Genomic DNA, 12,640 nt, shown 5'->3' on the forward strand with positions numbered 1-12,640 from the left:
GTGACTGAATGTACAAGAGATCCTCGGGATATGTCCTTATCCTGCTATCGGTATTTCTTATTGGCGGCAGCATTGCCGCATTTATGTATTGGAAGGAAAACATGCGGAAATCCCAGACACCCTCCACGGAACAGTTTATTGAACAGCACATGACCAATGCCAACGGAACCTTGGCAAGCTATCTTAAGGAAGGAACTTCTACGGTGCCGGAGATCGTTGCAGGCAGAGAGGCGCTCTCGGAATCGGTGGGGCTGTGGATGCAGTATGCTTTGCTGAAGCAGGACAAGTCCCTGTTTGATTCCGGTTATGAGCTGTTAAAGAGCAAATTTATCAAGCCTGAGGGTTATATTGCCTGGAAGCTGACGGAGGACGGTCAGTCCACGGTGAGCACCAATGCGCTTGGGGATGATTTTCGGATTATCGATGCCTTGTGGAAAGCTGCAGACCAATGGGATGAGAAGAGCTACAGTGCAACGGCGGATGAGCTGTCACGAACGCTCGTTTCATCGGTTATGAAGGACGGTATTTTTGTTGATTTCCGTGATTTTGCAAATGACCATGCGGCAGGTACACTAAGCCTTGCTTACGTGGATATGTCCGCGCTATCGAATATGACCCGCAACGGGGTTCTCGAGCAGCCTGTTTACGAACGACATAAGCAGCTGTTGACGGATATGCCGGATGATGGTGTTTTTTACCCGAAAATGTATGATATCGATAAGAAAACCTACATTTATGATGATTCAGTCAATCTGATCGATCAGCTGCTCGTCGCTTTGAACTGCGCGCAAATCGGTCGTTCATCCGACCAACTGCTCACGTTCCTGAAAACCGAATTCGGACAAAAGCATCAAATCCCGGGACGCTACAATAGAGACACAAGGCTGCCTGATGCGCCCTATGAATCTCCTGCCGTCTATGGCCTGTCTGTTCTGCTGGCGTTGAAATCAGGCGATACGGAATTTGCCCGTCAGTTATACGACCGCATGCTGCAGTTTCGCGGGCAGGATCCCGCCTATCCCGGAGGCTATGTGTTTGACAAGGATACGCATTTGTTTGACAATCTGCTTCCTCTGATTGCAGAGGAAACCATGAATTAAAATCAAGAATGTGCAGGTGACATGATGACAACGGAAAGAATGACACAACTCGGCAGAAGAATACCTCTCAAAGGCGTGACATGGGGATACATATTGTTGATTGCAATTGCTCTGCTGCAGGAGCAGTTTGTCTTTTTGGATATCTACTTAACCCAGTCCTATACGATACAGGATTTGCTTTTTAATGCAGCGGTGCTTGTAGCGCTGGTTGCCGGCTTGCTGCTGCCGGTGGGGGTGTCGGTCGTCGGGATATTTGTATTTCTCGTATGTTACCTTGTATGGCTCGCCACCTTTGCTCCGCCAGAGGTATTGGCCATTTCCTCGTTTTTGTTGATTCCGGCCAATGTGCTGGCAGCCACACTGATTAAAACGTATTTGATCCGGAGCAGCCGCTTCCTGGAGCGCATGGACGACATAGAGCGGAAAAATCCGCAAATGGATCCGCATACGGCGCTGGGCAACAAAGATGCGTTTGCTGACGCAATCGTCAAGCAGTCCAATCTGGCCCGCAGACATCCGAGCAGGTACGGCTTCTGCGTGGCCATGTTTAAAATTGAATTTTTGCCGCTTGTGCAGGAGTCGCTTGGATCACAGGGGTATGCATCGCTGCTGAGAGACTTGTCCGACACCATCCAGAAGCAGCTCCGTTACGAGGATTACAAGTTTTTTATTGATAACGGCCGCTTCGTCATTATTTGTCCCATGACCCCTGCAGAATTTTTGGAATCCCTGACAGATCGTATTAAAAAAGCGATGATGGATGCTCCCTTTACAGATTTGAAAGGAAGGCCGCTCAGGCTGGTGGTCCGTTCGGGCGCGCTTGTATTTCATCCTGAGCAGTTTAGCAAATATGAGAACACAGACAGCGTAATCGCCGCATTGGAACGAAATACGGAGACAGATTTGATCGGAGAGTATATTTAAGGGGAGAGGTTTGACACAGATGCATAGCTACTTGGATTGGTTCATCCCTTTATGTATTGGAGTCAGTGTTTTTTTTACAATTACCATTCTGGTTCTGACGGCAGCGACACTGGTCTTCCGGGCGCAAGTGAATCGCAAATATGATCGGGGGAGACCAAGTGACTGATTTTATACTTCTTGTAACCATCATAAGCATTTGGATTGCAGTAACGGAAGCGGTTGTCATTATGGCCGGGGCCATTCGTTTCATGAACAGGCAGAACCGGACGAATTTTGTGATCCCGGAAAATATGGACGACTTTCCGACAGTTACGGTGCTCGTGCCGGCCCATAATGAGGAGCTGGTCGTGGCCATTACGGCAGAGCACATCCTGCGTCTGAACTATCCTGAGGATAAAGTGCAGATCATTGTGATCGCGGATAATTGTACGGATCAGACGGCGGACAAGCTGCGGGATTTGAAGAGCAGATCCAGCTACAGGCACCGTGATTTTATGGTTTTCGAGCGCACAGGCACGGGTGGCAAGTCCGGGGCATTAAATGATGCCCTGAAGCTGGCCACGGGAGAGTGGATCTGCGTATATGATGCCGATGCGGCACCGGAGCGCAATGCTCTGTTGTTTCTGGTGCAGAAAGCGCTGGAAAAACCTGAATTATATGGGGCGGTCTTTGGCCGCAACAAGGCTCGTAACCGGGGCCAGAACTTCCTGTCCAAATGTATTAACCAGGAACTGGTTACGATCCAGCGTGTGCATCATACCGGACTATGGGAGCTGTTCAAGGTCGGCACGATTCCGGGTACGAATTTTATCGTGAAGTCTGAGCTGATGCGTGAAATCGGCGGCTGGGATGAAGATGCCATTACGGAGGATACGGCGGTATCCTTTGAAATTATGAAGAAAGGCCAACTGATTGCACTGGCTCCGCAGGCAGAGGCGTACCAGCAAGAGCCTGAGAAGCTTAGCGTTTATATGAAGCAGCGCGGGCGCTGGTCCAAAGGCAACTTCCACGTTATTATGGATAACTTCCATCATTTATTTGACAAAACAAGCTGGCGTATCAAGCTGCACGTCATGTATTATGCGGCCAGTTACTTCTGGTTTATGCTGGCGATTATAATTTCGGACATCATTTTTGTGATCAATATCATTTATCAGATCGTTCACTTGTTCTTCCCGGATATAAACAGCCCACTCCAATTTACAAGTGATGTCTATGTCTATCTGGTCGTGGCCTGGGCGTTGATGTATTTTATCTACGTGCTGCAGATTAATCTAGCGCTTGCTTCCGATATCGGACAGAGCAACACGGAGAACTTTGTGATCTCCTGCCTATCGTATTTCACATATGCCCAGCTGTTTCTGATTATCTCGGTGAAAGCCTTCGGGTCCATCATTCTGGATAAGGTCGCGGGACGGCAAAGCAATAAATGGTATAAAACGCAGCGGTTCGGCTGAAGCTGCCCTGCCCCGATATTTCGACATCGTTTTACAAAGCACGGCACAGATTTTACGTTTCTAATATATAGCTCTAACAGCGGCTTGATACATTGAGATCATTCGAGCCGACTGGGAGGGCTATTTTTTGTTTTCGCTACACGCGGTCTGGCTCCTATGAATATACGTCGAGAGAGGTTTTCTTACATGAAATCGGGGTTATGGTTTAAAAAAATGACAGTAAGCTTCCTGGTGGGCAGCTTGCTTGCAGCGGGAATGGCGGTTCCGATCGGTTATGCCGCTGCCGGGACAGAGAATCAGACGGCAAGCGGCGGCCGATGGATGACAGGAGAATACCATACCCACACCTATCAGTCCGATGACGCTCAGACGTCATTGGAGGATGTGCTGGATCATGCCCTTGAGGAGAATCAGATGGACTGGCTGGGTATCTCCGACCATTTGCGCATGGAAGGCCGGGATGATACCGGGGCTGCGGTGGCTGGCGGCTCCATTCCGCTGTCGAAGGGCATTGAACGGTATCAGTTGCCCAAAATCGAGCAGCTTCGGGCAGCAGGCAAATACAAGGATAAAGTCATTTTTACCGGCTTCGAGTGGGACATGCCGACTTACGACCATGTGGACGTCGGCATTCTGCCGGATGAATTAAAGGCGGCAAACATCGCTGAAGCGATTAGCCATTTCGAGTACCTGTTTACGAATCGGAGCGAGAGCTTCTATGATCCGCAGGATGTAAGCAGATGGACCGCGAAAGACAGCAGGGCGTACAGCACCAAGGCCGATGCCCGCAAGGCTGTTCAATGGATGAAGGATAACTATCCGGAAAGCTATATGATTATTAACCATCCATCCAGAAAAAGGGGCACTTCCGCAGAATTTAAAATCGAGGACATTCGGGATTTCAATAATATTGCGCCGAAGATTGCTTTTGGCTTCGAGGGCATGCTGGGCAATCAGATGGCGCCGGACCGCGGCGAAGTGGCCCAGGCATACGGCGGGACCGATATCATGGTTGCACAGCTTGGCGGAGTCTGGGATGCGCTGCTTGGGGAAGGGCGCCACTTCTGGAACTTTGCCAACTCTGACTTTCATTTCAACATTGACAGCACCCGCAAGTATTCCAGCGGATACATGCCGGGGGATTATTCGAGAAACTACACCTGGGTGGACGGGTCCGATATGCACGCTGTCGTGGATGGTATGCGCTCGGGCAAATCGTTCTCCGTGTTTGGCGACCTGATTAACGCGCTCGACTTCCGTATTTCCGGTGCGGGTGAACAGGCGGAAATGGGCGGGGACCTGCAGGTAACGCAAGGGGATGACATGGAGCTGACGATTCGCTTCAAAAGTCCTGAGCGCAACAATAACGGCGATCCTGTTGCAGTAGATCACGTTGACCTGATTGCGGGTGACGTCACCGGGCTGGTTGAGCCTGGCACCGCCAAATATACGAAAAGCACAAATGATTCCACCAGAGTGCTGAAACGTTTTACGAGCGATGAATGGACGACAGATGCGGATGGTTACAACGTCATTACCTATAAGCTTGGACCTGCGGAGAAAAATCAGTATTTCCGTCTGCGCGGCACCAATCTGGGCGTGGATGTGCCTGGGGAAACGATAAATGGCGAGCCGCAGATTGATGTGAAAAATACAACGGTGGACAATGAGACCCGGTTTACGGAAATTAACAAGCGTAACTATTCGGATCTCTGGTTCTACTCCAATCCGATCTTTGTGGATGTAGCGCCTTACAGCGACGAGCAGGCAGTAGGAGACACAGCAGCGCAGTTAAACCTTGGCGATACGAGCGGCATTGTCGATGATCTGAAATTGCCTGTGGCAGGCGAGCACGGGGTGAGCGTTCAATGGGAAAGCTCCAATCCGGAGCTGATCGGTCATGATGGACGCCTGCTCGTCCGTTATCCGGCAGAGGATACGGATGTGACCCTTACAGCGACCATTACACGCGGGGGCGTAAGTGAAACCAAAACCTTTGTGGTCACGGTAAAAGGCTTCGGGGATACGTCGCCTGTTGAACTGAAGGCGAACATGACCACCGGGGAAGGGAAAGCTTATGAGAGCGGGTCATGGACAAACCAAAGCGTCGTGACCAGTGTGTACGCCGTCTATTCGGACCCTGTAACAGATGTTGTGCTTGAGCTGTCCAAGGATAGCGGGGAGTATGGGCCTTACAAGGCTGACGAGAGCATTGAAGTCTCGGCTGAAGGCGCGCATACACTGGCCTTCCGGGCCACAGACAATTTAAATCTGCAGAAGACCCGGGCGGTGCAGGTAAACATTGACCGTACAGCTCCAGTCATTACGCTGCGCGGCACGCAAACGGTGAATCTGACAGTGGGCTCCTCCTATGCCGAAGCAGGTGCGGATGCCGCCGATAACGTGGGCCTGGCAGGTGATGTGCAGGTGAGCGGTACGGTGGATACGAATACGACCGGAACTTATACTTTGAGCTATAACGTAAGTGACCTGGCCGGCAACCCGTCTGCGGAGGTGATCCGTACGATTCATGTGCTGGCAGGCGGGGGCAATCCCGGAAACGGCAATCCGGGAGACGGTAATGGCGATGACTCGGATGACGATGATTCAGATGACCATAACTCGGGTGGACATGACTCGGATAATTCAGATAAAGGCAATTCCGGCAGCGGCGGATCTGGCGGCAGCCAATCGGGAGGCAACGGACCGAGCAACGGGGAGACAGGAAGTAACAACGGGAACGGACAGCCTTCGTCGAAGGTGATTGAGGTTCCTGCAGGGCAAGCTGCCAGCGACGAAATCAGCGGAGTTATCCGTATTGAAGTGTCGGCAGGTGTGTGGAGTACAGACAGCGAAATCCAAGCTGCTGTGCTAGCCGACGATGCGACACCTTCAGCAGGTGGCCTGTCCCGGATCAGCCCGGTGGTAGAACTCGCCAATGATGCAGGCAATACGTTCGATTCTGCTGTGAAGCTTACCTTCAACTACGATACGGACGCAGTGTCCAGCAACAGCGTACCTGCCGTCTATTATTATAATGACCAGCAGGCAAGATGGATTTTCGTTGGCGGAACCGACAACGGCGATGCTACCGTAACGGCCAGCGTCAATCATTTGGCCAAGTTCGCGGTCTTTAGCTACCAGCCGAAGGCATTCAGCGATCTGGCAGACCATTGGTCGCTGCCGTTTGCGGAGCGGTTAATCGGGATGAACGCGGTTCAAGGGTATGAGGACCAGAAGTTCCACCCGAATGAGAAGACGACGAGAGCGCAGTTTGTCAAAATTCTGGCGGACGCTCTCGGCATGAACGCGCCGGATACTGCGACTTCCTTTGCCGATGACGCGCAAATTCCGGCTTGGGCGAAGCAGCAGGCTGCCGCGGCCCTGGAGGCCGGCTTGATTCAGGGCTCGCGCGAAGATGGCCGCATCGTCTTTAACGCCGACAAGCTCATATCCCGTGCCGAACTGGCCGTCATGATGGCCAATGCGCTGAATGCGGCCGGCGGCAACGGCGAGTCCAGTGGCGGGACCGGCGGTTCTGGAAGTGGCGCAAGCAGTCAATTCACGGATGCTGGCAGCATCCCGTCCAGGGCGCGAGCTTCCGTTGCTACGGCCATGAATGCGGGCATCCTGACAGGCTACCCGGACGGCGCCTTCCAGCCGGACCGTGCTGTAACGCGCGCCGAAGCGGTTGCGGCGATTTACAGGCTGCTGGAAGCTTTGCATATGTAGAGCCTCACTTTTCAAAGTGACTGTACACGGGACCTCCCTAGTCATCTATGATGGCTAAGGAGGTCCCGTTCTGTTTTAACCGCTCCCCATAAGAAAAGGAGCCTTCCGGCTCCTAAAGCATGACTGATATTTTAAGTATATTGAACGATTTAGGCGTGAACCATGCGCGTTGCGGATTGCTCTTCTTCAGACTCCTTAAATCCGATGGACAGGTCGAGTGCAACTGCAACCTTCATCACGGTTTCCAGCGATGGAACAGAGGTAGAAGTTTCAAGACGGGCAACTTGGGCTTGGGTTATTCCGGCTCTCTCGGCTACTTCCCGTTGCGTCAGCCCCAGAGCTTTTCGTCTACGTACGAGGCTATTTACCATACGTGCCATTTCGCTGATCACTTTTTTCTCATAGTCGCTTTTGTAATCCAATTTACTCTTTAGATCTGACCAAGAATTTTTAAACTCGTTATCCAATGTTTTCACCTCCGGTATAGTCGGATAGGGAAGTTTGCGTGCATCCCACCCATCCTAATCACTAGCCGTAACGCCTTATCCATTCCTTCATTCTTTCCTCGGCCCGGTCAATTTCATGACTTGGCGTCTGTTGTGTGCTCTTTCTGAATATAGTCAATAGCACCAGACTGCCCTTCCAGCGAAAGTAAGGAATTCGATATCGCCCGGCTCGTAATTCGTAGAGCGCTCCCCTTAACTTACGGGAATGGGGCATCCCATCTCCTGCTCTCTCCATGGTGTATAAAATGTCATCCATTTCGCGTTCGGCTTTTTTGTCACCGTTCTTCGCTCTTTCGTTGAGCGATAGGATGTGTTTCTCTACCTCGGAGTTTCCTTTCCCCGTTCGATAAAACATAATATCGGTCATGCAGTGAACCCTTTCTCTTTAAGACATTGAATTGGTATCGTATGTGATACAAAATATACTATAAGCAATACAAAATATATCATAAATGATATCAGATATCTAGCTTTCAGCGAGTTTTACAGTACGTATACAAAAGAATCCAAGCGAAAGAGTATTGACAAATTCCGTGTTAACCTATAGGATTTACTTACCCGACTGATGAGTCAGTCAAGTGAGGGGGATGCAGATGCCGAAGGATAAAGAATCGGCTGCCAGCGATGACCGCAGAGCCCAACTGATGTCGATTGCCCTGAAGCGTTTTGCTACATATGGCTATCACCAGACCAAGGTGTCCGATATTGTCAGTGAGGCGGGAGTGGCGCAGGGTACGTTTTACTGGCATTTCAAAAGCAAGCAGGAATTGGCCCAGGAGATTATTACGGAAGGCCGCGACCAGCTGCTTGAAGCGATCGGCCAGGGTTACCGCAAGGATAGCGGCACTCTTGAAGATATGGTCAGAGCGTCGGAGAACCTGTTCACGCGTATGTTTGATTTCGCTGCGAATCATCGTTACTTCATGAAGCTGCTGCTTACAGGCAGCGGAGTGGATGAAACAGTGCAAAGACAGCTTGCGGAGACCAAGGATGCCATGGAGCTGGCCTTTCGCAGGAATATCCTGCGGGCGATGGAACTGGGTATGATTCCGGACAAGCTGGATGTTGAGCTGCGGGCAGCCTTATTGATGAGCATGATCGAAGGCTTGATGCTGCGCTGGCTGTTCGGCTCGGAAGGAACGCATGACCGGATTTCCGGTCAGAGCAGCGCCGTGCTTGCGGCGGAAGCAGCCAATTTTGAATTTTACGGCCTGATGGGAAAACCTTAGCGCCGAGAGGGATAATGTTACATTTTTTAGACACACTGCATATTACACCACAAGTATAGACAAGGGGAGAACAACTTGATGAAATCAACGAGAAAAAACTGGACAGTTTCAATTATGGCACTGACATTATTCAGTATGCTGCTGAGCGCCTGCGGCGGAGGTTCGGCTGACAATACGGCAGGTACAACAGGCAACAACAATGCAGGACAGACAACCGGGGCATCGGATGATCTCGCTAAAATTAAAGCGGCTGGTGTGATGAAAGTCGGCATCATGGGCACCTATCCTCCCTACAACTCCCTCGGCAAGGGTGGAGAGTATGAGGGCTTTGACGTCGATATAGCCAAAGGAGTTGCCGAAAAGCTTGGGGTAAAGGCAGAGTTCACAGCCCAGGACTTCTCCGGTCTGATTCCAAGTCTGCAGGCAAACAAGCTGGATGCTGTTATCAGCCAGGTGACGATCACTGATGAGCGCAAGCAGGTCATTGATTTCAGTGATCCATATATTACCAATAACGTGAAAATCATTGTCGGCGACAACAACACAGATATTACCAAGCTTCAGGATTTCAAGAGCAAGAAGATCGGTGTGGGGCTTGGAACGAACGATGAATCCTACCTACGCAATGAGGTGCTGCCTGAGGTCGGCAATTTTGAAATTAAAACCTACAATGATGTCATTACATCACTCAAGGATTTGGATGCAGGACGCATTGATGCCACCATCAACAATATGTATGCGTTGAAGCCGATTGTGGACGAGAACGGCTTTAAGATTAAAACGGTGGGCGAGCCCATCAAATCCGATCAGGCGGGCGTAGCCATTCGTCAGAACAACCCGCAGTTGAAAGAGGCGATCAACAAAGCGCTCGCTGACATGAAAGCCGACGGTTCCTATGAGGAAATCTACAAAAAATGGTTTGGTGAAGCGCCGCCTGCCGAGTAAAAAGGAAGCAGTACAGGGACGAATTTGCCGGCTTCATCGCGGTATCGTCCCGTTTTCCTTTTCAGGTAAAGGAGATCTGAAAGATGGACATGTTCAATTTAGTGCTTGAGAATTTGCCCTTCCTGCTCAAAGGGGCGCTTTATACACTCGTGATCACCATTGTATCGATGCTGCTTGGTCTCATCATCGGCATCATCACGGCAATCGCCCGCCTGAGAGGGCCGCGCCCTGTTCGGTGGATAGCAAGAGCTTATGTATCCATCATCCGCGGCACGCCGCTGCTGGTGCAGATTGTCATCATTTATTACGGACTTGTGGATTACGGGGTCACGCTCGGCTCGCTGACAGCTGCTTTTATCGCGCTCAGCGTGAATGCGGGGGCCTATTTGTCGGAAACGTTCAGGGGAGCCATCCTGGCGGTTCCAAAAGGGCAGACGGAGGCTGCATTTGCCACAGGCATGACGCCCTGGCAGACGATGCGCCGCATCATCCTGCCGCAGGCGGCACGGATTGCCATCCCGCCGATGGGCAATACGTTCATCGGCATGCTGAAGGAGACTTCGCTCGTATCGGTCATCGGGGTGAGCGAGCTGCTGCGTCAGGCTCAGCTTTTGCAGGCACAATTTTACCGGTATATGCCGTTTTACCTGGCGATTGCCGTCATTTATTGGGTGCTGAGCACGGGGCTGGCGGCCATTCTGGAGCGGATCGAGCGCAAGCTTAATGAGGCTTATTAATAGTGGAGTTGAAAACGATGATTACAGTCAGCAGTTTGTCCAAAGAATTTAATCATACTGAAGTGTTGAAAAATATAGATTTGCAGGTGAACGCGAGCGAGATTGTCGTGCTACTGGGACCCAGCGGCTCAGGGAAGAGCACGCTGCTGCGCTGCCTGAATGGACTGGAGGAGCTGTCCGGCGGCAGGTTCGAAGTGAATGGAATCGGCGTTGATGCCGCAGCGCCACGGCGAACCCGCACAGCCGCTTACCGCGAAATCCGCAAGCATACCGGCATGGTTTTTCAGCAGTTTAACCTGTATCCGCACAAGACAGCGCTCGGCAACGTGATCGAGAGCCTGCTGACGGTCAAAAAAATGCCCCGTGAACAGGCAGTTCCCGTCGGACGCGAGCTGCTGAAGCGGGTCGGGCTGGCGGAGAAGGAAGACGCCTATCCCTCGAGACTGTCTGGCGGACAGCAGCAGCGGGTTGCGATTGCGCGCGCGCTTGCGATGGACCCGGCGGTCATGCTGTTCGACGAACCAACCTCCGCGCTGGATCCCGAGCTTGTCGGCGAAGTGCTCGGCGTGATGCGGGGACTGGCAAGGGACGGTATGACCATGCTTGTGGTCACCCACGAAATGAAATTCGCCAGGGAAGTGGCGGACAAGATTGTGTTTATGGCGGATGGTGCCATTGTGGAGGAAGCTGCGCCGGATGTCTTTTTCGAACAGCCTCAGCATGAACGGACCAAGAAATTTTTGCGTCAGATCGAACAAAAATAACAGCAAAGGGGATTTTCAGCATGAAGGTTACAACAGTCTGGCACGGGAAACGCAAGTTTACTTCAACGGGGCCTTCGGGCTATGCCGTGAATCAGGATGCCACGGACAAATACGGCGGCGACGGGCAAGGCATGACGCCGATGGAGCTGCTGCTGGCCGGGCTTGGAGGCTGTATGGGCATCGATATTACGATGATCCTGAATCATTTTCTGGGGGATATTGAAAGCATTGAGATTGAAGCTAACGGTATCCGGACCGAAAGCATGCCAACGGCTTTTACGGAAATTGATCTAACCTTCCACGTGAAGGGCAACATTCCGGATTACCGGGTATGGAAAGCGATCCATATGGCGGAAGAGAAATACTGCGCGGTTTCGGCCTCGCTCAAAGCGGAGATTCGTCCGCATCTGGTGTTGAACGGCGTGCAGGTTCCAGATCCCGCGTAAACGATATAAGCAGCAAAAAGGTGCAGTCCGCCGGCGTTACCGGTATAGGCTGCACCTTTTAAATTTTTCGGGGCGGAACATTCTTATCTGGAAACCGGAGCCTTTTCCCTTGGCTTCAGGTATGATAAGGTGGAGTGAATCTTTGTGAAAGGATCATGCTTATGGGAGTTCTATCGAGATTCAAGGATGTTTTGAGGATGAATATGAACACTTTGCTGGATCAGGCCGATAAACCGGATAAGATCATTGATGATTATATGCGCAAGCTGAACATGGACCTGGGCGAAGTGAAAGCGGAGACGGCTGCGTTGCTGGTGGCTGAGAGCAGAGCCCAAAGGGCGCTGGATGAATGCACGGCGGAGATCTGGAAGCTGGAAAAGTATGCACATAAAGCAGCGGAAGCGGGCAATGAGGAAGAGGCACGCAGGTTTCTGGAGCGTAAGCTGAAGCTGACCGAGAAGCAGCAGGAGTTGCAGACCGCTTATGAGCTGGCTTCCACCAACGCCGCCGGGATGAAGCAGGTGCAGGATAAGCTTACTCACGATTTCGGTGTGCTGGAAGCACGGCGTGCGGAATTGAAGGGTAAAATGGCCCTCACCAAAGCACAGCAAACGCAGAACTCCATGGATTCGCCGCTTGGCATGCATGATTCCACTTTTGCAGCCATGGAAGAGCAAGTGAACAGGGAATACGATGAAGCGATGGCCTTGGCCGAGCTGAGGTCCGAAGCGAAAGATGATCTGGACAGCCTGTTTGAGCAATTTGAGAAGAAGGCCAGCCCGACAAAGGATAAGGAATAG

The 12,640-nt window shown here is 51.6% G+C and carries 12 protein-coding genes; 10 read left to right on the forward strand and 2 right to left on the reverse strand.

Translation table 11 applies throughout. The features are described from left to right. Window positions 1-8 precede the first annotated feature (8 nt). The 4 genes from ACE5LO_RS16445 (at window position 9) to ACE5LO_RS16460 (ending at window position 7,213) form a co-directional block, all read left to right on the forward strand. Window positions 9-1,100, forward strand: a complete 1,092-nt coding sequence (locus ACE5LO_RS16445) for a glycosyl hydrolase (RefSeq protein ID WP_375521098.1) — start codon at window positions 9-11, stop codon at window positions 1,098-1,100. 24 nt (window positions 1,101-1,124) lie between these two features. Beyond that, window positions 1,125-2,024, forward strand: coding sequence for a GGDEF domain-containing protein (locus ACE5LO_RS16450; protein WP_375521162.1), 900 nt, complete (start codon window positions 1,125-1,127; stop codon window positions 2,022-2,024). 158 nt (window positions 2,025-2,182) lie between these two features. Then, window positions 2,183-3,481 (forward strand): glycosyltransferase family 2 protein, encoded by a 1,299-nt coding sequence (locus ACE5LO_RS16455; RefSeq protein WP_375521099.1) that lies wholly within the window; start codon window positions 2,183-2,185, stop codon window positions 3,479-3,481. Window positions 3,482-3,667: 186 nt separating this feature from the next. Further along, on the forward strand, window positions 3,668-7,213 hold the full coding sequence (locus ACE5LO_RS16460) for an S-layer homology domain-containing protein (RefSeq protein WP_375521100.1): 3,546 nt from the start codon (window positions 3,668-3,670) through the stop codon (window positions 7,211-7,213). 149 nt (window positions 7,214-7,362) lie between these two features. On the opposite strand, the gene ACE5LO_RS16465 is transcribed toward ACE5LO_RS16460, so the two are convergent. Together ACE5LO_RS16465 and ACE5LO_RS16470 are read right to left on the reverse strand one after the other, a co-directional pair. Next, window positions 7,363-7,680, reverse strand: coding sequence for a helix-turn-helix domain-containing protein (locus ACE5LO_RS16465; protein ID WP_375521101.1), 318 nt, complete (start codon window positions 7,678-7,680; stop codon window positions 7,363-7,365). Window positions 7,681-7,741: 61 nt separating this feature from the next. Further along, complete coding sequence (locus ACE5LO_RS16470) at window positions 7,742-8,086, reverse strand: type II toxin-antitoxin system RelE/ParE family toxin (protein WP_375521102.1); 345 nt, start codon at window positions 8,084-8,086, stop codon at window positions 7,742-7,744. Window positions 8,087-8,312: 226 nt separating this feature from the next. Here ACE5LO_RS16470 and ACE5LO_RS16475 point away from each other — a divergent pair, with 226 nt between their 5' ends. The 6 genes from ACE5LO_RS16475 (at window position 8,313) to ACE5LO_RS16500 (ending at window position 12,640) form a co-directional block, all read left to right on the forward strand. Continuing rightward, window positions 8,313-8,948 (forward strand): TetR/AcrR family transcriptional regulator, encoded by a 636-nt coding sequence (locus tag ACE5LO_RS16475; RefSeq protein WP_375521103.1) that lies wholly within the window; start codon window positions 8,313-8,315, stop codon window positions 8,946-8,948. Between the two features lie 78 nt (window positions 8,949-9,026). Continuing rightward, the gene (locus ACE5LO_RS16480; RefSeq protein ID WP_375521104.1) at window positions 9,027-9,893 is read left to right on the forward strand and encodes a substrate-binding periplasmic protein; all 867 of its coding nucleotides are present in this window, start codon (window positions 9,027-9,029) and stop codon (window positions 9,891-9,893) included. An 89-nt stretch (window positions 9,894-9,982) separates the two neighbouring features. After that, entirely contained in the window at window positions 9,983-10,630 is a 648-nt protein-coding gene (locus ACE5LO_RS16485; protein ID WP_375521163.1) for an amino acid ABC transporter permease, read from the forward strand. A gap of 17 nt (window positions 10,631-10,647) precedes the next feature. Next, window positions 10,648-11,394 (forward strand): amino acid ABC transporter ATP-binding protein, encoded by a 747-nt coding sequence (locus ACE5LO_RS16490; RefSeq protein WP_375521105.1) that lies wholly within the window; start codon window positions 10,648-10,650, stop codon window positions 11,392-11,394. Window positions 11,395-11,414: 20 nt separating this feature from the next. After that, window positions 11,415-11,840 (forward strand): OsmC family protein, encoded by a 426-nt coding sequence (locus ACE5LO_RS16495; RefSeq protein ID WP_375521106.1) that lies wholly within the window; start codon window positions 11,415-11,417, stop codon window positions 11,838-11,840. 161 nt (window positions 11,841-12,001) lie between these two features. Then, complete coding sequence (locus ACE5LO_RS16500; protein ID WP_375521107.1) at window positions 12,002-12,640, forward strand: PspA/IM30 family protein; 639 nt, start codon at window positions 12,002-12,004, stop codon at window positions 12,638-12,640.

It is taken from the genome of Paenibacillus medicaginis, from assembly GCF_042138635.1.
Lineage (GTDB): Bacteria > Bacillota > Bacilli > Paenibacillales > Paenibacillaceae > Paenibacillus > Paenibacillus medicaginis.

Coding starts and splice junctions, on each gene's coding strand:
- ACE5LO_RS16445 (WP_375521098.1), top strand. CDS start 9: ATGTACAAGAGATCCTCGGGATATGTCCTTATCCTGCTATCGGTATTT.
- ACE5LO_RS16450 (WP_375521162.1), top strand. CDS start 1,125: ATGACAACGGAAAGAATGACACAACTCGGCAGAAGAATACCTCTCAAA.
- ACE5LO_RS16460 (WP_375521100.1), top strand. CDS start 3,668: ATGAAATCGGGGTTATGGTTTAAAAAAATGACAGTAAGCTTCCTGGTG.
- ACE5LO_RS16470 (WP_375521102.1), bottom strand. CDS start 8,086: ATGACCGATATTATGTTTTATCGAACGGGGAAAGGAAACTCCGAGGTA.
- ACE5LO_RS16475 (WP_375521103.1), top strand. CDS start 8,313: ATGCCGAAGGATAAAGAATCGGCTGCCAGCGATGACCGCAGAGCCCAA.
- ACE5LO_RS16480 (WP_375521104.1), top strand. CDS start 9,027: ATGAAATCAACGAGAAAAAACTGGACAGTTTCAATTATGGCACTGACA.
- ACE5LO_RS16485 (WP_375521163.1), top strand. CDS start 9,983: ATGTTCAATTTAGTGCTTGAGAATTTGCCCTTCCTGCTCAAAGGGGCG.
- ACE5LO_RS16490 (WP_375521105.1), top strand. CDS start 10,648: ATGATTACAGTCAGCAGTTTGTCCAAAGAATTTAATCATACTGAAGTG.
- ACE5LO_RS16495 (WP_375521106.1), top strand. CDS start 11,415: ATGAAGGTTACAACAGTCTGGCACGGGAAACGCAAGTTTACTTCAACG.
- ACE5LO_RS16500 (WP_375521107.1), top strand. CDS start 12,002: ATGGGAGTTCTATCGAGATTCAAGGATGTTTTGAGGATGAATATGAAC.